The organism is Microbispora sp. CA-102843, from assembly GCF_050936215.1.
Lineage (GTDB): Bacteria > Actinomycetota > Actinomycetes > Streptosporangiales > Streptosporangiaceae > Microbispora.
Map to the genome: position 1 here is coordinate 8,854,553 of NZ_JBNJNF010000001.1, position 19,000 is coordinate 8,873,552.

Below are 19,000 nucleotides of genomic sequence, written 5' to 3' on the forward strand. Positions count from 1 at the left end.
CCTCAGTCCAGCGTGAAGTAGTCGGGACCGGCGTACCGGCCGGTGGCCATCTTCTGCCGCTGCATGAGCAGGTCGTTCAGCAGCGAGGAGGCGCCGAGGCGGAACCAGTCGGGGTGCAGCCAGTCCGGCCCGGCGGTCTCGTTGACCAGCACCAGATACTTGATGGCGTCCTTGGTGGTGCGGATGCCGCCCGCGGGCTTCACGCCCACCTTGCGGCCGGTCGCGGCCAGGAAGTCGCGCACGGCCTCCAGCATGACGAGCGTCACCGGGAGGGTCGCGGCCGGCGACACCTTGCCGGTCGAGGTCTTGATGAAGTCCGCCCCGGCGATCATCGCGAGCCAGGAGGCCCGCCGCACGTTGTCGTACGTCGCGAGCTCACCGGTCTCCAGGATCACCTTCAAATGAGCGTCGCCACAGGCTTCCTTGGTGGCGACGATCTCCTCGTACACCTTGAGGTAGTCGCCGGCGAGGAACGCGCCGCGGTCGATGACCATGTCGATCTCGGATGCTCCGGCGGCCACGGCGAGGGACGTGTCGGCGACCTTCACCTCGAGGGAGGACCGGCCGCTGGGGAAGGACGTGGCGACGGACGCCACCTTCACGCCTGACCCGGTCAGCGCCTCTACGGCGGTCGCGACCAGGTCGGGGTACACGCAGACGGCGGCGACCGACCCCACCGACGCGTCGGCGGGGTCGGGCCGCACCGCCTTGGCGCACATCGCCCTGACCTTGCCGGGGGTGTCCGCGCCTTCCAGGGTGGTGAGGTCGACCATCCCGATGGCCATCTCGATGGCCTGCTTCTTGGCGGTCGTCTTGATGGATCGCGTGCCCAGCATCGCGGCCCGGGCGTCCGCCCCGACCCGGTCGACGCCGGGAAGGCCATGCAGGAACGCCCGCAACGTCGAGGGTGAGGAGGCGACCTCCGCGAGCGGAGTAGTCATAGTTGGCACGAGACCAGCATCCCCGACCACTCGGAATGATTCCAAACCCGGGGACCCCGGCGTTCCTAAGGCATCGCCTTACCCGCCTTAGAAGTCCTACGCCGCAGTGCCATGCCAGAGATAGGGCATCCGCCCGATGTGCCGCACCACGCCTTAGACCGAACCTTGAGGAGTACGGAAAGAACCCCGAACAACAAGAGACCTCGAACAAGGAGACACAGTGATGGGTCCGGAACTGCAGTACCAGGTCATGATCAGCCGGGCGGCCGAGCTCCAGGAGGAGGCCGCCGACCACCGCCGCGCCCGCCAGGCGCAGGCGGGCAGGAAGGCTCAGCAGCGCTCCGGCCAGCGCCGGCTGCGTGCGGCCTTCGGCAAGCTCCGCACCTCATGACATGCGCACGAAGGCCCGGCCGGACCCTCCCTCCCGGCCGGGCCTTTCAGCCGCCATGACGTCGCCATGACGCCGTGACGACCCCGTGACGACCCCCTGACGACGCCGTGACACGCGCCATAAAAAAATCACGCGAAGGCACGCAAAGGGTCATGACATGCTTGAGGACATGACACGCCGGGCGGTGAGCCCCGTCTTCGTCGGGCGGGGCGCGGAGCTTGAAACCCTGGGCGAGGCCTACGACCAGGCCAGAAAGCAGATCACCGCGGCGGTGCTCATCGGCGGCGAGGCGGGCGTGGGGAAGACCCGCCTCGCCGGCCGGTTCGCCGAGCAGGCCTCACAGGACGGCGCCCACGTGCTCGTCGGGGGCTGCGTGGAGCTGTCCGCCGAGGGCCTGGCCTACGCGCCGTTCACCGCCGCGCTGCGGCAGCTCGTCCGGGAGTGCGGCGCGGCCGAGGTCGCCGCCCTGCTGCCCGACGGCGCCGCCCGCGACCTGGCCAGGCTGCTGCCCGAGTTCGGCGAGCCGAGTGGCGACGGGGAGACCGAGTCTGCCCGCGCCCGGCTGTTCGAGCTGATCCTCGCCCTGCTGGAGCGCCTCGCAGAGCGCCGGCCGGTGGTGCTCGTCATCGAGGACATCCACTGGGCGGACCGCTCCAGCCGGGACCTCATCGCCTTCCTCAGCCGCAACCTCAAGTCGGCTCCCGTCCTGATGGTCATGACGTACCGCTCGGACGAGTTGCACCGCACCCATCCCCTGCGGCCGGTGCTGGCGGAGCTGGGGCGGGTCGACGGCGTGGTCCGGGTGGACCTGCCCCGCTTCACCCAGGGCGAGGTCGCCGCGCAGATGGCCGGGATCCTCGGGGTGACCCCCGAGTTCGCCAGGGTGGATCGGGTCTTCGAACGCAGCGGCGGCATCCCGCTGTTCGTGGAGGCGCTGCTCGACTGCGGCGACGAGTGCTCGTTCCCCGACTCGCTGCACGACCTGATCATCGGCTCGGTGGAGCGGCTGCCCGAGGAGACCCAGCGAGTGCTCCGGGTCGCTGCCGCCGGGGGCGTACGCGTCGGGCACGACCTGCTCGCGGCGGTCAGCGGCGTGTCCGACGTGGACCTGGAGAACGCGCTGCGGCCGGCCATCGCGGCCAACGTGCTGCAGGTGGCCGACGGCGGGGCGTACGCGTTCCGGCACGCACTGATCCGCGAGGCGGTCCACGACGAGCTGCTGCCCGGCGAGCACGCGCGGATGCACGCGCGATACGCCGAGGAGATCGACCGCGACCGCACCATGGTGCCCCCGGGCCGGGCGGCCATCGAGATCGCCCACCACTGGTACTCCGCGCGCGACGACCTGTGGGCGCTGATCTCGGCCTGGGAGGCGGCCGAGAAGGCGGCCAAGTCGTTCGCCTACACCGAGCAGGTCCAGCTGCTCGAACGCGTGCTGACGCTGTGGGACAAGGTCCCCGACGCCGCCGAGCGCATCGGCCACGACCACTGCACGGTGCTCGAGCGGGCCTCCGAGGCGGCGTACGTCAGCGGCGACATGGAGCAGAGCCTCAAGTACGTGCGCGGCGCGCTCGCCGAGCTGGACGAGCGGACCTCCCCCGAGCGGGTGGCCGAACTGCTGGTCCGCATGGGGAACATCAAGTCGCAGAAGGGCAAGTCCGGCGGCCTGGAGGACCTGCGGCGCGCCGAGCGGCTGGTCCCGCTGCCCGGCGACATCCGCACGCTCGTGCTGACCCGGCTGGGCACCGTCCTGATGAACTCGGACGAGGTCGTCGAGGGCACCGCGCTCACCCAGGAGGCGCTGCGCATCGCCCGCGAGACGGGCGACGAGGTCCAGGAGGCCGACCTCCTGATCAACCTCGCGCTCGGCCACTCCATCGACGGCGACCTGGAGACCGCGTTCGCGACCAACGAGCGGGCGCTGGAGATCGGGACCCGGCTCGACGCGCCGCGGATCATCCTGCGCGCCCTGGCGAACAACGTCGACGCCCTCGACAACCTCGGCCGCTCGGAGGAGGCCGTGGCGCTCGCCCTGGAGGGCGAGAAGCTCGCCCGGCGGTACGGCAGGTTCCGCCAGCACGGGGTGTTCATCGCCAACAACCGGGCGGAGGCGCTGGAGTCGCTCGGCCGGTGGGACGAGGCCGTCGATGTGATCGAGCGGGCCATGACGATGGGACCGACCCTGCGCAACCGGTGGCACATGCTGCGCGTCAGGGCGGACATCGCGATCGGGCGCGGCGAGGAGGAGCTGGCGCAGGACGTCCTCACCCAGGTCGGCGCCTTGTCCCCGCACCGGGACGAGCAGACGCAGGAGTGGACGAACAACACCCGGCTGGTCCTCGCCTGGCACATGCTGCGCGGCGAGCCGCTGCAGGCCCTGGACGTCCTGGAGACGGCGCTGGACGACCCGCCGCTGTCGCGCAAGGCGATGCTCGCCGGGCGGCTGCTCGCCTCGGTCCGGTACGTCTGCGATGCGGCGGCTCCGGTCGCCCCCGATCGGGTGGCTCATGTGCGGGAGATGGGCGACCGGCTGGCCGTCAACCTGGGCGGCGGGCCGGTGAACGAGGCGTTCGGGCTGGTCTACCGGGGCGAGTTCGACGCCGCGGCCGAGGCGTGGCAGCGGCTGGGCCGTCCGTACGTCCGCGCCAAGGCGCTGCTGCACGGCGCCATGGCCGCCGCCGCGAGCGGCGACCGTGAGGGGGCCTCGGCGCGCCTGCGCGAGGCCTGCCCGCTCGCGGTCGCGCTGCGCGCCACCCCTCTGGTCACCCAGATCGAGACGCTGGCCCGCCGCGTCGGCTCGCCCCTGTCCCGATCCACACAGTCCGACACCACACCGTCCGAGCCCGTACGGCAGGCCGACCTGACCCCTCGCGAGCTGGAGGTGCTGCGCCTGGTGGCGGCCGGGCGCAGCAACCGGGACATCGCGGCCGAGCTGTTCATCTCGGCCAAGACCGTCAGCGTGCACGTGTCGAACATCCTGCCCAAGCTGGGCGTGTCGACCCGCGGTGAGGCGGCCGCGGCCGCCCACCGCCTGTCTCTGCTCGACTGATCCAACCGAAAAGAATCAGGCGATCAGGGCCTCGGCCAGCAGCAGCACGCCGAAGACGGCGAACGCGGCGGCGGCGCCGTACTTGATCCACTTCTCGGGCAGGCGCGCGCCGAGGAACCGGCCGACCAGGATGGCCAGCGCGTCCGCGGCGACCATGCCCACCGTCGAGCCGACCCACGTGCCGAACCAGCCGTGCTGGGTGGCCAGCGTGATGGTGGCGAGCATGGTCTTGTCGCCCAGCTCGCTGAGGAAGAACGCCACGGCGACGGCGATGAACGCGTTGCGGGTGGTCTTGGCCGCCTTGCCCTTCTCCTCCTCGGTGAGTTCGTCGCCGCGCAGCGTCCAGGCCGCGAAGGCGAGGAACGCGAGGCCGGCGATGATCGAGATGGCGGTCGTGGGGAGGGCGTCGCCGACGACCCTGCCGAGGCCGACACTGGCGAGGTGGACGAGCGCGGTCGCGACGGTGATGCCGGCCAGCACCGGCCCCGTCTTGAACCTGGTCGCGAAGGTCAGAGCCATGAGCTGGCTCTTGTCGCCCAGCTCGGCCACGAAGATAACGACGAGGGAGATCCAGAGGGCTTGCAACGGGGTCGCCTTCCTGCAAGGGAGGTGCGACCGGGCCGCCGTACGACACCCAGGGAGCGCGGGCACGACTTCGGCCCGGCAGCATGTGGTCATGACTGTCGGGCCGAAGGTCTCGTCCGCCACGGGGGCTCCACGACCGGGCGTACGAACCGCCAGTGTGTCGATCAGTGGATTTCGGACTACTCCCCTTCGGTGTTCTCCGAGTCTATCCGAACCGTCCGGCTGAGCTAAAGACTCACTCCCACCAGCACGGGCTCGTTGACGAGCCACACCCCGAACTTCTCGTGCACGCCGTCGCGCACCTCGCGGGCCAGCGCCAGCAGTTCGGCCGCACCCGCCTCTCCGGAGGGGTTGGTGAGGGCCAGCGTGTGCTTGGTCGAGATGCGGGCCCGGCCCCTCTCGTAGCCCTTGGGGAACCCGGCGTTCTCGATCAGCCACGCCGCCGGGACCTTGACCGCGCCGTCGGGCATGTCCCAGCGCGGATGGCCGGGGGCCCGCAGGGCCAGGGCCGCCGCCTCCTCGGGACCGAGCACGGGGTTGGTGAAGAACGACCCGGCGCTGCGTGTGTCCGGGTCGTCGGGGTCGAGGACCATGCCCTTGCCCCGCCGCAGCTCCAGCACCGTCTCGCGCGCGTCGGCCAGCGGCACCCGCGCGCCGACCTCCACACCGAGCCGGACGGCCAGCTCCCGGTACGCCACGGGCCCCGACAGCGGGGAGCACTCCAGGGCGTAGGTGACGGCCAGCACGATGTGCCGGCCGGGGTCGTGCTTGAACGCGCTGTGCCGATAGGCGAAGCCGCACTCGGCCGCCGTGAGGTCCCTCACCTCGCCGGTCATCCGGTCGTACACGCGGACGACGGCGACGGTCTGCGAGACGTCCTGCCCGTACGCGCCGACGTTCTGGATCGGGGTGGAGCCCACCAGCCCGGGAACGCCCGACAGGCACTCGACCCCCGACCAGCCCTCGGCCACGCAGCGGGCGACCAGGGCGTCCCAGTCCTCCCCCGCCTGCACGGTGACCAGCGCACGCCCGTCCTCGACCGTCACGTCCACGCCCCGGGCGGCGACGCGCACCACGAGCCCGTCGAACCCGTCGTCGGACACCACGAGGTTGCTGCCGCCGCCGAGCACCAGCACGGGCTCGCCCTCACGGTCGGCCTCGGCCACGATCGCGACCAGCTCGTCCTGCGTCTCCGCCTGCGTGAACGCCCGGGCGGGTCCGCCCGTCCGCAGCGTGGTGTACGGGGCGAGCGGCACCCCTGCCAACCGGTCAGCCATCGGTCTCCTCGCACCCGGAACATCCCGACGAACAGGATAGCTATCCGCGGTCCTCGCGCTCCGCCTCGGCGATCGACTCGTCGACTCTCGACGTGGCCGAGCTGCCGTCCCACAGGAGCTGGGAGGCGACCACCGACGGCTCGCCCGATGGGGTCAGCGCGGTCTCGATCGTCCCGCCGGGAGCGACGTCCCGCTTGACCTCGGTGATCTTCTCCGGGCCCGCGGCTCCGGCGGCCTCCCTGGCGTTCTCCACCCGCGGTCGCGGCATCGCGCCGCCGTGGGCGTCGCCGGCCTTGCCGGGATCCTGGGTCTCCGCGGCGACGCCGGCGACGTCGCCACCCTCCCGCTGCGTGGTGACCGGCTCGTTCTTCGCTTCGATGTCTCGCTCGCTCACGATCCGACCGCTACCCAGCACCGCCACGGCCAATCGGGCCGGCCCAGGAGAGGCTGGTCAGCAGAGGCTGGTCAGCAGAGACTGGTCAGGAGAGCTGGACCACCGCGCGGGCCTTGGACAGGACGCGGGCGTCGCCGGACTTCGCGGTCAGCGCGACGACGACGCGCTTGTCCTCGCGCTTGTCCTCGATGATCCCGCTGATCGTGATCGTCGCGCCGTTGTCGTCGTCCGGCACCACGACCATGGACGAGAACCGGACGCCGTACTCCACCACCGCGCCGGGGTCGCCCGCCCAGTCCGTCACGAACCGGCCGCCCTGCGCCATCGTGTACATGCCGTGCGCGATGACGTCGGGCAGGCCGACCGCCTTCGCGTGCCGCTCGTTCCAGTGGATGGGGTTGAAGTCGCCCGAGGCGCCGGCGTACCTCACCAGGTCCACCCGGCGGACCCGGTACTCGACGGCCGGGATCTCCTGGCCGGTCTCCACCTCGTCGTACTTGACCGTCGCCGCCATGATCAGACCGCCCCTCCCCGCTCAACGATGATGTTGTACGTCCGGCAGACCAGCTCACCCGAGGTGGTCGAGACGTCGCTGCGCAGGGTCAGGAACTCGTTGCGGCCGACGCTGCGGATCTCCGCGATGGTGGAGGTGCACACCAGCTCGTCGCCCGCGTGGATGGGCCGCTCGTACTCGAACCTCTGCTCGCCGTGCACGACCATCGCGAAGTTGAGCCCGAGGCCGGGGTCGCCGATCGCGTCACCGGTCCCGAGAAGGCTGAACACGATGGGGAACGTGGGCGGCGCGACGACGTCCGGGTGCCCGGCCGCCACGGCGGCCCGCCTGTCGTGGTAGATCGGGTTGGAGTCGCCGATCGCGGTGGCGAACTCGCTGATCTTCACGCGGCTGACCTCGTAGGGCGCGGACGACTCGTACGTCCGCCCGACGAAATCGCGGTTCAAAGGCATCGGGCCGGGCTCCTTCTGACGAGCTGGGTAGGCCGTACCGTAACAGACCCGCGCCGGCGAACACCGGCCCCGCCCTGCCCGGACACGACACCGGCCGGATACGACAAACCGGCGCCCCGGAAGGGAACGCCGGTGTCGGAAGTGCCTGCGGTCCGCGCCGATACTCAGCGGGTCTCGCGGTGCGCCCGGTGCGTCTTGCAGTTGGGGCAGTACTTCTTCAGCTCAAGCCGATCCGGGTCGTTGCGCCGGTTCTTCCGCGTGATGTAGTTGCGGTGCTTGCACTCCTGGCAGGCCAGCGTGATCTTCGGCCTAACGTCTGCGGCAGCCACGTGGGAGTGCCTTTCTGCGTTCGGGACTACTGGACAACCCACACCGGGGCCCCTTGTTCAGGTGACCCGGAAGGGTAGTAGCGGAGGCCGGACTTGAACCGGCGACACAGCGATTATGAGCCGCTTGCTCTGCCTGACTGAGCTACTCCGCCTCGGCCGGAAACTGGATCCGGCCACGCAAGGATACCCGACCTGTACGGCTATTCGCGCATCGGGATCAGCCATGATCGAGGTCGGTCTTCCGATGGGAACGAGACGTCCCCACCAAGCCGAAAGCCCCACCCTGCAGCGCTCAGTCAGAAACACTGCTTGGATAGGACTTTCCGGCTAGAGCCCCCAAACGGAATCGAACCGTTGACCTTCTCCTTACCATGGAGACGCTCTGCCGACTGAGCTATAGGGGCGGGTCCGCTTGCCGCTCTCGCGCTGCGGACAGGTGTAACCATACACGGCCACGGCGGTGTTCGCGAATTCGAATCTCCCCTGCGGGCACGGCTCAGGGCGTCGGCAGCACCCCCGACAGGTCGGCCTCGGGACGGTGCCGGACAGGCACGTCGGCCGTGACCGCGTACCGGCTGAAGTAGCCCTTGCCCTTGACCGGGATCACGCTGCTCAGCGTCACCGTGGCGGCGTACGGCGCGTCCGTGCACTCGGGCAGGCACCAGGTGCCGCTGAGCCTGCCCGCCCCGGTCGCCCGGGTCGGCCCCCAGGTCCGCCAGGTGACCCCGCTCATCGTGCTGAACTCCGAGAGCACGAGGTCCGCCGGCCGCTGCTCGGCCCTGCCCCGCTCGGAGTTCTGGAGATTGAGCACGTACACCGGCGTCTCGGCCGCGGAGCCGGTGGGCGCCGACCCGCAGCCGCCGACGGCGACGCAGAGCGCGGTGACGGCGACAGGCAGGCAGACGGGCAGACAAGCAGGCAGGCTGACAGGCAGGCGCATCGATTCCCCCTCGGCACTCTGAGTGCCCAGGGCCCGCCGCTGTTACGCCTGTGACCTGGCTACTTGACGGCCGTACGGGCGTCGCCGGCCCGGACGGGCAGCGGGATCACCTCGCACAGGTCGGCGAGGTCGACATACCGGGCGACCTCCTCGACCGAGAGACAGTCGGCGACCACCTGACCGTTGCGCCGCACCCGCAGCACCTGACGGTCGCGGTGGTACGCGGGGACGATCTCGTATCCGTCCGGTCCCACCCATCGGCTGTCCATAGGGGAACAAGCTATCGGGTTTTCCCCACGTCTATCTCCCGTCCCACGGGAATCGCTTAAGTAGGGTCTTACTCGACGCCAAGTGCCGGGCCGCACAGTGAGCGTGACGCACCACCGTTCCCACGTTCACGAAGGGTCCTTCGATGTCCGACACCCCCAACCTGCTGGGCTTCCGCATCGCGCACCGGGCGATGCGCACCGACTCCCGGCGCCTCGCCGACGTCACCGCCGAGATCGGCGCGGGCCGGCAGTCGTGCGGCCCGGAGCGCGCCGCCGCCATCCGCGAGTACGCGACCAAGCTGTGCCGCGGCATCCACCATCACCACAAGGCGGAGGACGACCACCTGTGGCCTCTGCTCGTCCGCTCGGCGGGCGCCGAGATCGACCTGAGCGAGCTGAGCGAGGACCACTCCGAGCTCGACCCGCTGCTGGAGGAGATCCAGGCGGTCGCGGGCGAGCCGGCCGAGCTGGCCAAGCCGCTGCGCCGGCTGGCCGACCTGCTCGACGAGCACATCCAGGAGGAGGAGCGCACGATCTTCCCGGTCATCATGCGGCACGTCTCCGGCAAGGACTGGGAGGAGATGGAGCAGCACGTACGCAAGGGCGGCGACCCGCGCTTCGAGCTGCCAAGGATCGAGCAGCACGCGCGGCCGGAGGAGCTGGTGGAGCTGCGCAAGCTGGCCGGACCCGTCCTGGTCGTCATGCTGGCGCTGATGCGCCGCGCCCACCGCCGCCGCGAGCGGCTCATCTTCGGAGCCGCGTGAGCGCCCGGCGGGCGGCCTCCTCCCAGTGGGGGGAGCCGACCTGCCGGGCGACCTCGGCGGCCCGCGCGTAGTGGGCCTCGGCGTCGCCGGGCCGGTCCAGGAACACCGCCAGGTCGCCGAGCGTGTGCGCGACCGGCCCGAGCGTGACCGAGCCCGAGTGCAGGCCGGCCAGCTCGCCGTCGGACGACAGCAGCAGGCGGTAGCACTCCTCGGTCGTCGCCCGGTCGCCGAGCGCGATCGCGTTGTCCGCGCGGAGAGCCATGAACACGAGCCAGTAGTAGTCCCGCCGGGGGACGCGCGCGGAGGCCCACACCGCGCGGGCCTCCTCCATGCGGCCGGCGCTGACGAGCGCCCGCGTGTACAGCTCGCACACGTCCTGCGGCAGGCGTGCCCACAGAGCGGCGAGCTCCTCCACCGACTCGTGGACCCGCCCCGCCGCCAGCTTGACCACGAAGCGTCCGACGATCCCCACCATCGCGCCGTTGGCGTCACCGGTGCGGGCCAGCTGCTCCCCGAGGTGCGTGTAGACGCTGTCGGCCCGCTCGAACTCGCCCCTGACCAGCAGGTGAAGGGCGTCGAGGAAGGCGAGGATACCGAGGGCCAGGCCGAGCTGGCCGCTGGTCGACAGCTCCATGGCCTTGTCGGCGTGCCGGCGGGCCGTGATCCAGTCGTTGCGGCTGAGCGCGACCATGAGCAGCGAGAAATGGCCCAGCGTCTGATAGCCGAGGAGCCCGGCGGCGGCCGAGGCGGCCAGCAGATCGTGCCCGAGCGTCTCCAGGTCGTCCCGCCGCTCCGGGGTCAGGCAGACCCAGTAGCGGGCGTTGAGCGCCATGCATCGCAGGCGGAGGTCACCGAGGGCGTCCGCGATCGCCAGCGCCTCCGTGCTGGCCGCCTCGATGCGCTCCGCGTCGTGTCCTTCGAGCGCATGGCAGAGGGCGACGAGCATCCGGCAGCGCAGCTCACCGGCCTCCGCGGGCAGCGACTCCTCGATCGCCCCGACGAGATCGGCGTCGAGCGCGCGGTCCGGCTGGATGGTCCAGATGACCGGCGCGTCGAACGAGGACACCGCCCGCGCCACCGTCGCGCGCGCCCCCACGCTTTCGGCCCCCATGCTCTCGGCCCCCGTCTGTCGGGCCACCGCGAGGGCCTTCGTCCGGTTGCGCACCGCCGTGATCACGTCGCCCGCGTGCGCCTGCGCGGACACCAGACGGCACAGGAGGTCGAGGCGGACGTCCCGGGGCGCGTCGTTCGCCCCTTCGCTCAGCAGGTCGAGCGCGCCCAGCGCGCCCTCCAGCAGCGCCGCCGCCTCTTTGTGCGCGTACAGGGAGGTCGCCTGCCCGGCGGCCCGCGCCGCGTACTCGGCCGCCGTGAGGGCGGTCGCGGTCGTCGCGGCGGCGAGCGCGTGGTGCCCGAGCGCCCCCACGTCACCGGGGCGCACCCGCTCGAGCGCCGCCAGGACCTTGCCGTGCATCCGCGTACGGCGCAGCCGCGGGATGTCCTCGTACAGCGTCTCGCGGACGAGCACGTGGGCGAACCGGACGCGGCCGGGTCGCGGTTCCTCCAGCAGGCCGGAGAGCACGCCCGCCTCCAGCCCGTCGAGCACGGTCTCCTCGTCCGCCCCCGGCATGGCGATCAGCACGTCCGCTTCGGCCTCCCGGCCGAGGACGGCGGCGTTGCGCAGCGTGGTCTGGGCCGTCGCGGGCAGCCGGGCGAGGCGGCGGCGGATGAGGTCGCGCACGCCGGGCGGCAGCGCGTGGGCCGCCGACGGACCGTCCACCGCGAGCAGCCGGGCCGTCTCGGTCACGAACAGCGGGTTGCCACCGGTCCGCTCGGTGACCGTGCGCACCGTGACCTCGTCGATCTCCGTGCCGGATCGTTCCGCGAGCAGGCGGGCCACCTCTCGCTCGCCGAGGCCGCCCAGGGTGATGTTCTCCACGGCCTGCACGGCGAGCGCCGCCCCGGTGGCCGTGAGGTCGTCGCCCGCCTCGGCCGGCCGGTGCGTCAGCAGGACGAGGACCGGCGTCCGCGCCAGGCGGCCCGCCAGGTGACGCAGAAGCTGGAGGGTCTCCTCGTCGGCCCGGTGCACGTCCTCCAGCACGATCAGCAGCGGTCCCGGCACGCCCTCCAGGTAGTCGCCGGCCGCCCGCGCCAGCCAGAACTGGCCCACGGGCGCGGCGTCGTCGGTCAGCAGAGGCGCCAGCCGGGCCGCGGTCTCGGGTTCGGGCGGGCAGGTCGCGGACAGGTCCCGCAGCACCTCGCTCCACGCCCACGCGGGCGGCACGCCGCCGGTCGTCTCGGGGCACCGGCCGACCACGGTCTGCCAGCCGCCCGCCGCCAAGCGCCGCACGAGCGCGTCGGCCAGCGTGCTCTTGCCCGAGCCCGCCTCGCCGCCGAGCCAGGCGATCCGGAAACCGGCCCGGGCCCGCTCCGCCGCGGCGGCCAGCCGGGACAGCTCGGCCGTACGGCCGACCATGCGGGCGGGTTCGGTGTCCGGGGTGGACGGCGAGGCGGGAACCACGCGTACGGCGGCCTGCACCCCGGTCGCAGGCAGCAGGGCCGCCGGGGCGAGCGACTCCGCCTGCGCGAGGATGTCCGCCTCCAGCGCGCGCAGGGCGGGCCCGGGATCGACGCCGAGCTGGTCGGCGAGCAGGGCGCGGGTCCGGCGCAGGACCGCCAGCGCCTCCCCCTGCCGCCCGGCCCGGTAGTAGGCGAGCGCGAGCAGCCGTACGGCGTTCTCGCGCAGGGGATGGGCGGTGCGGTGACGCTCCAGCTCGGGGACGACCTTGGCGTGGCGGCCGAGCGCGAGGCCGGCCTCGGCGCGGTACTCCGCCGCGACCGCCCTGAGCTCGTCCAGGTGGACCACCTCGGGGACGGCCCACTCCTCGTCGGCGAACTCCGCGTACGCAGGGCCGGCCCACAGCGCCAGCGCCTCGTCCACGACCTCGAGCACCTGCGCGTGCCGCCCCTCGGTCAGCAGGCCGGCGGCGGACTCGACCAGCCGGGGGAAGCGCCAGGCGTCCACGTCGCCGGGCTCCAGCGCGAGCCGGTATCCCGGTGGAGCGCTGACCAGCACGCGGGCGGCGGCGCGGGGGGCGCGGCCCGGCTCAAGCACCCGCCGCAGGTTGGAGACGTAGACCTGAAGCGCGCCCAGCGCGCGCGGCGGCGGCTGGCCCCTCCACAGGTCGTCGACGAACCGGTCGGTCGACACCACGTGTCCCTGGGCACAGACCAGCCGGGCCAGCACGGCGCGCTGGAGCGAGGTCCCAAGGTCCGCGGGGCGCCCGTCGACCTCCGCCGTGATTCGTCCCAAAACCCGCAGTCTCACCATTACGGGGGCAAGCATAGGGATCAGGCTCGGTAGTGGTAGTAACCGAGCAGGTCATGCAGCGCGGACACGTCGTCCATGCGGATGCGGGTCCCGGTGGCGAACGCGTTGATCATCTTTCCTCCGCCGACGTACACCCCGACGTGGTGGGTTCTGCCGGGCCTGCCGTAGAAGACCAGGTCGCCGGGTTGCGGCACGCCGACCCGGCGCAGCCTGCCGATGTGGTCGTCGGTGTTGCCGGGGCCGAGCACGTCGCCGTCGAACGCCAGGTCGTACACCCAGCGGGTGAACCCCGAGCAGTCGAAGCCGCGCGTCCGGCTCGCCGGGCAGGGCTTGACCGAGCCGGTGTACCCCCGGCAGGTCCCCTTCGACGGTCCGGGCCGCACCGAGTGCCCCCCGCCCCAGGAGTACGGCAGGGCGCCCTGGGCGGCGTACGCGACGGCGACGGCCCTGGACAGTTGCTCGTTGAGCGGCGCGGACCCCGCGGCGGCGAGCGCGACGATTCCCCCGATCAGAACCAGCCGGCGCCTCAGCGCGCGCTCAACCCCCATGAATCGTGACAATAGTCACTCAACTCCGTCATGGCGATGGAAGCTTTACTTCACCCGATCGACGCGCCGGAGGGGGATTGTTACCCTGAGTACGGCTCAGCTCGTACGTTCATCGGCGTGTCGGTCGAAGCGCTTCGTCGGTCGCCCCGGACCTCCCCGTCCCGTTCCTCGGTGGTCCCCGGCGCCAAGGAGAGCGAGGGGAACCACCGTGGAGACGTGGACGGCACCAACCCCTTCCCCCACCCACTGGTGGGTGCTCGGGCTGCGCGGAGAGCTGGATCTCCACGCGGTGCGGCACCTGCGTGAGCCGCTCCTCGGGCAGATCGAGGCCCACGGCCCGTGGCTGGCGATCGACCTCAGCGAGGTGCGGTTCATCGACACCACGGGCGTGGGGCTGCTCGTGCGCCTGCTGCACAACCTGCGCGACAGGAACGGCGACCTCGCCCTCATCGCGCCGGCCGGCCAGGTGCTGCGGATCCTCCGCTGGACGAACCTGACCCGGCTGTTCCGCGTCCTCGACACGGCCGACGCGCTGGACGACTAATCCGGCAGGATCGTCACCGGCGTGTCGTCGCCTCCGGTCGGAGGCGTCACGGACACCACGCTCCGGCAGCTGTCGCCACAGCCGCCGAACCGCTCGGGGTTGACGGGCGTGAAGTCCGTCGGCGTCACACCGCGCAGCGCGCTCAGCATCGTGTCCTTCCAGATCGGGCCGGGGACGCTGGCGCCGAACACCTCGCCGTAGTAACGGCCGCCGATCGTGACGCCGTTCAGCTTGTACTTCGACGAACCGCGCGGGTCGCCGATGCTGACCGCGCCGGCCAGGTCGGGGGTGAACCCGGCGAACCAGGCGGTGGCGGAGGCGTCGGTGGTGCCGGTCTTGCCCGCCGCGTCACGCCCGATGCCGCCGACGGAGGCCATCGTGCCCTTGGTCAGGACGCCGGACAGCACGTGCGCCGCCGCGTCCGCCACCTCGGGGTCGAGGGCCTGGCGGCACTTGGGCTTGTAATCCGTCGTCTTGCCGGTGCTGTCGGTGATCCGGTTGATCGCCATCGGCGCGCAGTACTTGCCGCGCGCGCCGATCGCGGCGTACGCGTTGGCGACGGTCACGGGGTCCATCTCGTTGATGCCGAGCGTGAACGTCTCGAACTCGTGGAGCGCGGTGCCGTCGGAGCGGTGGATGCCCAGCGACTTGGCCGTCTTGACCGTCTCGCAGAGCCCGACGCGGTGCTCCAGCTCCATGAAGAACGTGTTGACCGAGTGCCAGGTGCCGGTCTGCAGGGTCAGCCAGCCGGGCGACCCCTCGTCGTTGGTGACCGTCCAGTTGGGGTCACCCACGGCCCCGCCGGTGCAGGTCTTGAACGCCGAAGCGCCCGGCGCGGTGTAGCCGGCGCCCACGCTGAACCCGTCGTTGATCTTCATGCCCTGCTCCAGCGCCGTGAGCAGGGTGAACGTCTTGAAGGTCGAACCGGCCTGGAAGCCGATGCCGCCGCCGTGCGCGGCGTCGGCCACGAGGTTGTAGGACACCTCGTTCTTGCTCTTGCGCGTCCCGTACGGGCGGCTCGCGGCCATCGCCTTGATCGCCCCGGTGCCGGGCTGGACCAGCGCCTCGGCGGCCACGGGGTTGTCGGACGGGTGGACCCACTTCCTGATCGCCTTGTCCGCGGCGGCCTGCATCGTGGGGTCGATCGTGGTCTTGATGGTCAGGCCGCCGCGGTTGAGGAACGCCAGGCGCTGCTTGGCCGTCTTGCCGAACTCGGGGTTGCTGAGGATCTCGTTGCGCACGTAGACGCAGAAGTACGGATACGTGCTCGACTCGCAGCCGCCGGGCAGCGGGGTCCCCTTGTAGCCGAGCCTGGCCTTCTTCGCCTGGGTCGCCTGGGCCTTAGTGATCTTGCCCAGCTCGGCCATCCGGTCGAGCACGACGTTGCGCCGCTTCAGCAGCCGGTCGCGGCTGGTCTTGCCCAGGTTGGGGTCGGTGGCGTTGGGGTCCTGCACGGCTCCCGCCAGCGTGGCCGCCTGCGGCAGCGTCAGCTTGCTCGCGTCGATCCCGAAGAACCGCTTGGCCGCCGCCTCGACGCCGTACGCCCCCGCGCCGAAGTAGGCGATGTTGAGGTACTTCTCCAGGATCTGGTCCTTGGAGTACTTCTTCTCCACGCCCATCGCGTACCGCAGCTCGTTGAGCTTGCGGGCGTAGCTGGCCTCCAGGGCCTTGTTCTTCTCCGCCTCGGTCTGGGCGGAGTTGAGCAGGACCTGCTTGACATACTGCTGGGTGATCGTCGATCCGCCCTGGGCCACCCCGCCCGACTGCAGGTTCCTCGCAAGCGCGCGGACGGTGCCCTCGAGGTCGATCGGGCCGTGCTCGTAGAACCGGTAGTCCTCGATCGAGATGATGGCCGTCTTCATGATGTCGGCGATCTGGTCGAGCGGAACGACCTCGCGGTACTGCTCGTAGAACCGCGCGATCTCGTGGCCCTTCACGTCCTGGACGACCGAGACCTGCGCCAGCGGGGGCTCGACGAGGTCCCGGGGCGCGATGCCCACGTCCTCGACGGCCGACACCAGCCCGACGCCCGCGCCTCCGACCGCCGGCAGCGCGATCCCCGCGACCAGCACGCCCGCCGCCGCTCCCATGGCGGCCAGACGCAGCACCTTCCCCGCAGCGTTCACCTGATCCTCCCCCAAATGGCTATAGACAAGGTTATGGGGCCGTAAAGCGCGGTCGGCCCCATAACGCGGTGTTACGGCAGTCGGCCGAGGCCGCGCGCGAGCACGGTCGCCGTCTGGGCGACGACCGTGTTGTCGGCGGCGCCGCCGGCCGCCGCACGGTGGGTGTAGATCGCCATGATGATCGGGGCGGCGTTCCCGCGCGGCCAGACGACGGCGATGTCGTTGGCGGTGCCGTACGTGCCGCCGGTGCCGGTCTTGTCGCCGACGATCCACGACTTGGGCAGCCCGGCGCGGATGCGCGCGTCCCCCGTTGTGTTGTCGCGCAGCCACGTGATCAGCCGGGACCGGTCCTTCGCGCCGAGCGCGTCGCCGACGGTGAGCGCGCGCAGGTCGCGGGCGACGGACGCGGGTGTGGTGGTGTCCCGCTTCTCCTTGGGCGACCAGTCGTTGAGTTCGGTCTCCCAGCGGTCCAGCCGGGAGCTCGGGTCCTTGAGCGTGCGGAAGTAGCGTGTGAGCCCCTTCGGCCCGCCGATCCGCTTCAGCAGCATGTTCCCTGCGGTGTTGTCGCTGTAGATGATCGCCGCCCGGGCCAGCTCGGCGAGGGTCATGCCGTCCTTCACGTGCTTGCTCGTCTCCGGCGAGTTGTCTTTCACCTCGCCGGCCTTCCAGTGGACGACCTTCCGCGTCAGCTCCCGGTCGGTCGTCCGGGCGAGCACCGCCCCTGCCGCAACCGCCTTGAAGGTGGACAACAGCGGGAACCGCTCACCCGCCCGGTAGCCGATCGTCTTCCCGGTCGCCGTGTCGATCGCGTACGCGCCGATGCGGCCCTTGAACGAGGTCTCCAGGGCGCGCAGCGCGTTGGCCACGTCTGTCCGGGGCGCGGCGGCGGCCGGGGTCGCCGCGGGGACGGCGCCGGCCAGGATCGAGACCGTGATCGCGGCGGCTTTCAGGGCGACCGGCAGCGTTCGTGTCATGGCATGTCCTTGCTCTCGTCCGGCATAGATCCGTCAGACGCAGGAGCAAAGCAAAGTGTTCGGAACATGTCCAATATTCATATGGACAACCGATCGATATCGGTTCCCACATGAACCCAGCTCAGAAGAGAGGCGGCCCCCGTGCCGGTAATACGGGAGCCGCCTCGGTCATCGGGCGCGTTACCTCGCGTTGCGACTCTCCGGCGGGCCGAGGTAGCTCGGGATCACGCCGCCGGTGTCCACCACGAACCGCTGCACGACCACGGTCGGGTCGGCCATCCAGAACTTCAGCGTGTGCACGCCGGGTCCGCTGATCGTGTGGGTCGTCGTGGTCACGTTCGCGTTGTCGGACGTGTTGCGGGCCCACTGCGCGTTCATCGTGGTGTCGTTGGCCCCGGTGACCTTGGTGACGTTCACCTCCTGCGGCGCGCCGTCGTCGATCGAGACGGCGTACCGCAGGCCCTCGGTCGGCAGCACGTTGTTGCGCGGGGACAGGTACGCCGAGACCTTCACCGGCCCGCCGCCCGTCACGGTGAACGTGTACTCCAGGCGTGCGCCGTCCCCACCGGGATCACGGCTCTCGGCGGTGACGGGCCACGGGGTGACCCCGTCGCCGGTGCGGCCGATGCCCGGGACGACCTTCCAGCCGGCCCCGGACGCGCTCACGGCCCGGGTGTAGTGGGCGGCCTCGATCGCGACGTACCCTCCGGCCTCGACGAAGCCCTTCACCCGCAGGTCGGGCCGCTGGACGGGCTTCTGTACCAGGGCCTTGACCGTCACCCGCGCACCCGACGGGCCGGTCACCGTGATCGGCACCTCGGTCGTGCCCTGCCGAGCGTGACCACGCCCTCGAAGCCCTGCTCCTTCATCCGGCGGATGCCGTCGGCCCAGTACTTCTTGATCGCCTCGCCGTTGCGGCGGTAGCTCCACTCGCCGGTCCCGCCGTACGGGTCGTGGCGGGGGGTGACGATGTTCCCCTGGCCGTCGCGTACGGCGGCCACGGCGTGCCGGTTCCACTCCTCGATGCCGCGCATCATCGGCGCCTCGTGCGATCACACTCCCAAGGCCAGAAACTTTCTAACCAATTCCGAAATGTTTCCGAAACGGCCAAAGTAAACGGAGGCTAACCATCACCACAGAAGTGGTCAACAGTTATTTCGTACGGAGCGAATGAATGGCGTAACCGGCGGCGGCGCCCACCGCGTACCAGAACAGATCGGGGGCGTTGAACGTCGTGCCGAGCACCAGCCGGGCCAGCGTGCTGCGCGCCGACAACTCGGCCGGCACTCCGGTGAGCTGAGCGAACTCGACCAGCCAGCTCACGCCGAGCGCCACGGCCGCCACCACGAACGGCCGGGCGCGGGGCGCGGCCACGACGACCAGCGCGTACACGAGGAGGGTGTAGAGGAGATCGCCCGCATACTTGGCGACCGCGCCAGGCAGCAGCGCCCTGACCGCCAGCCCGGCGGCCACGACCACCACGGCGGCGGCCAGGGCGGCGAGTCGGCGATGCGGCATCCGGGCACCCTATCGAGAATCCGGCATTTCCCGATCGTCAGTGGTTTCGGTGGTAGC

General features: G+C 71.2%; 19 protein-coding genes, 2 tRNA genes and 1 pseudogene. 4 read left to right on the plus strand and 18 right to left on the minus strand.

Going from position 1 to position 19,000, the window contains the following annotated elements:
- Positions 1-2 precede the first annotated feature (2 nt).
- Positions 3-941 (minus strand): deoxyribose-phosphate aldolase, encoded by a 939-nt coding sequence (deoC, locus tag ACQEVJ_RS41125; protein WP_433110272.1) that lies wholly within the window; start codon positions 939-941, stop codon positions 3-5.
- 223 nt (positions 942-1,164) lie between these two features.
- Between deoC and ACQEVJ_RS41130 the strand changes: the two genes are divergently transcribed.
- Together ACQEVJ_RS41130 and ACQEVJ_RS41135 are read left to right on the plus strand one after the other, a co-directional pair.
- Positions 1,165-1,332 (plus strand): hypothetical protein, encoded by a 168-nt coding sequence (locus ACQEVJ_RS41130; protein ID WP_167538819.1) that lies wholly within the window; start codon positions 1,165-1,167, stop codon positions 1,330-1,332.
- Between the two features lie 169 nt (positions 1,333-1,501).
- A complete protein-coding gene (locus ACQEVJ_RS41135) occupies positions 1,502-4,381 on the plus strand; it encodes a helix-turn-helix transcriptional regulator (protein ID WP_433110274.1) in 2,880 nt (959 codons plus the stop codon).
- A 15-nt stretch (positions 4,382-4,396) separates the two neighbouring features.
- On the opposite strand, the gene ACQEVJ_RS41140 is transcribed toward ACQEVJ_RS41135, so the two are convergent.
- The 10 genes from ACQEVJ_RS41140 to ACQEVJ_RS41185 all read right to left on the minus strand — a co-directional run bounded on the left by ACQEVJ_RS41140 (position 4,397) and on the right by ACQEVJ_RS41185 (position 9,141).
- Positions 4,397-4,966: a TMEM165/GDT1 family protein gene (locus ACQEVJ_RS41140; protein WP_433110276.1), complete on the minus strand. Its 570-nt coding sequence runs from the start codon at positions 4,964-4,966 to the stop codon at positions 4,397-4,399.
- A 227-nt stretch (positions 4,967-5,193) separates the two neighbouring features.
- The gene (locus ACQEVJ_RS41145; RefSeq protein WP_433110278.1) at positions 5,194-6,243 is read right to left on the minus strand and encodes a UDP-N-acetylmuramate dehydrogenase; all 1,050 of its coding nucleotides are present in this window, start codon (positions 6,241-6,243) and stop codon (positions 5,194-5,196) included.
- Between the two features lie 40 nt (positions 6,244-6,283).
- Positions 6,284-6,637, minus strand: coding sequence for a hypothetical protein (locus ACQEVJ_RS41150; protein WP_433110280.1), 354 nt, complete (start codon positions 6,635-6,637; stop codon positions 6,284-6,286).
- An 85-nt stretch (positions 6,638-6,722) separates the two neighbouring features.
- Positions 6,723-7,151, minus strand: a complete 429-nt coding sequence (locus tag ACQEVJ_RS41155) for a MaoC family dehydratase (protein WP_433110282.1) — start codon at positions 7,149-7,151, stop codon at positions 6,723-6,725.
- A gap of 2 nt (positions 7,152-7,153) precedes the next feature.
- Positions 7,154-7,603: a MaoC family dehydratase N-terminal domain-containing protein gene (locus ACQEVJ_RS41160; protein ID WP_433110284.1), complete on the minus strand. Its 450-nt coding sequence runs from the start codon at positions 7,601-7,603 to the stop codon at positions 7,154-7,156.
- 164 nt (positions 7,604-7,767) lie between these two features.
- A complete protein-coding gene (rpmG, locus tag ACQEVJ_RS41165; RefSeq protein ID WP_030510782.1) occupies positions 7,768-7,932 on the minus strand; it encodes a 50S ribosomal protein L33 in 165 nt (54 codons plus the stop codon).
- 78 nt (positions 7,933-8,010) lie between these two features.
- Positions 8,011-8,084, minus strand: a tRNA-Met gene (locus ACQEVJ_RS41170).
- 179 nt (positions 8,085-8,263) lie between these two features.
- Positions 8,264-8,336, minus strand: a tRNA-Thr gene (locus ACQEVJ_RS41175).
- A 92-nt stretch (positions 8,337-8,428) separates the two neighbouring features.
- Complete coding sequence (locus tag ACQEVJ_RS41180) at positions 8,429-8,872, minus strand: hypothetical protein (protein ID WP_433110286.1); 444 nt, start codon at positions 8,870-8,872, stop codon at positions 8,429-8,431.
- 59 nt (positions 8,873-8,931) lie between these two features.
- A complete protein-coding gene (locus ACQEVJ_RS41185) occupies positions 8,932-9,141 on the minus strand; it encodes a transposase (RefSeq protein WP_433110288.1) in 210 nt (69 codons plus the stop codon).
- A 143-nt stretch (positions 9,142-9,284) separates the two neighbouring features.
- Between ACQEVJ_RS41185 and ACQEVJ_RS41190 the strand changes: the two genes are divergently transcribed.
- Complete coding sequence (locus ACQEVJ_RS41190; protein WP_433110290.1) at positions 9,285-9,905, plus strand: hemerythrin domain-containing protein; 621 nt, start codon at positions 9,285-9,287, stop codon at positions 9,903-9,905.
- On the opposite strand, the gene ACQEVJ_RS41195 is transcribed toward ACQEVJ_RS41190, so the two are convergent.
- On the minus strand, positions 9,886-13,215 hold the full coding sequence (locus ACQEVJ_RS41195) for a BTAD domain-containing putative transcriptional regulator (RefSeq protein WP_433110292.1): 3,330 nt from the start codon (positions 13,213-13,215) through the stop codon (positions 9,886-9,888). The genes ACQEVJ_RS41190 and ACQEVJ_RS41195 overlap by 20 nt on opposite strands.
- Positions 13,216-13,253: 38 nt before the next feature.
- Positions 13,254-13,781, minus strand: a complete 528-nt coding sequence (locus ACQEVJ_RS41200) for a C40 family peptidase (RefSeq protein WP_433110294.1) — start codon at positions 13,779-13,781, stop codon at positions 13,254-13,256.
- A 208-nt stretch (positions 13,782-13,989) separates the two neighbouring features.
- On the opposite strand from ACQEVJ_RS41200, the gene ACQEVJ_RS41205 reads away from it, so the two are divergent.
- Positions 13,990-14,325: an STAS domain-containing protein gene (locus ACQEVJ_RS41205; RefSeq protein WP_433110296.1), complete on the plus strand. Its 336-nt coding sequence runs from the start codon at positions 13,990-13,992 to the stop codon at positions 14,323-14,325.
- On the opposite strand, the gene ACQEVJ_RS41210 is transcribed toward ACQEVJ_RS41205, so the two are convergent.
- The 5 genes and pseudogenes from ACQEVJ_RS41210 to ACQEVJ_RS41230 form a co-directional block, all read right to left on the minus strand.
- On the minus strand, positions 14,322-16,451 hold the full coding sequence (locus tag ACQEVJ_RS41210) for a transglycosylase domain-containing protein (RefSeq protein ID WP_433110298.1): 2,130 nt from the start codon (positions 16,449-16,451) through the stop codon (positions 14,322-14,324). The two genes, ACQEVJ_RS41205 and ACQEVJ_RS41210, sit on opposite strands and share 4 nt — an antisense overlap.
- 71 nt (positions 16,452-16,522) lie before the next feature.
- Complete coding sequence (bla, locus tag ACQEVJ_RS41215) at positions 16,523-17,425, minus strand: class A beta-lactamase (protein ID WP_433110300.1); 903 nt, start codon at positions 17,423-17,425, stop codon at positions 16,523-16,525.
- A 180-nt stretch (positions 17,426-17,605) separates the two neighbouring features.
- The gene (locus ACQEVJ_RS41220; protein ID WP_433110302.1) at positions 17,606-18,229 is read right to left on the minus strand and encodes a hypothetical protein; all 624 of its coding nucleotides are present in this window, start codon (positions 18,227-18,229) and stop codon (positions 17,606-17,608) included.
- A pseudogene (locus tag ACQEVJ_RS41225) lies at positions 18,226-18,465 on the minus strand (glycosyl hydrolase 115 family protein); the annotation flags it as partial. The pseudogene ACQEVJ_RS41225 and the gene ACQEVJ_RS41220, both read right to left, overlap by 4 nt.
- A gap of 112 nt (positions 18,466-18,577) precedes the next feature.
- Positions 18,578-18,943 (minus strand): DUF2809 domain-containing protein, encoded by a 366-nt coding sequence (locus ACQEVJ_RS41230; protein ID WP_433110304.1) that lies wholly within the window; start codon positions 18,941-18,943, stop codon positions 18,578-18,580.
- Positions 18,944-19,000: the final 57 nt, after the last annotated feature.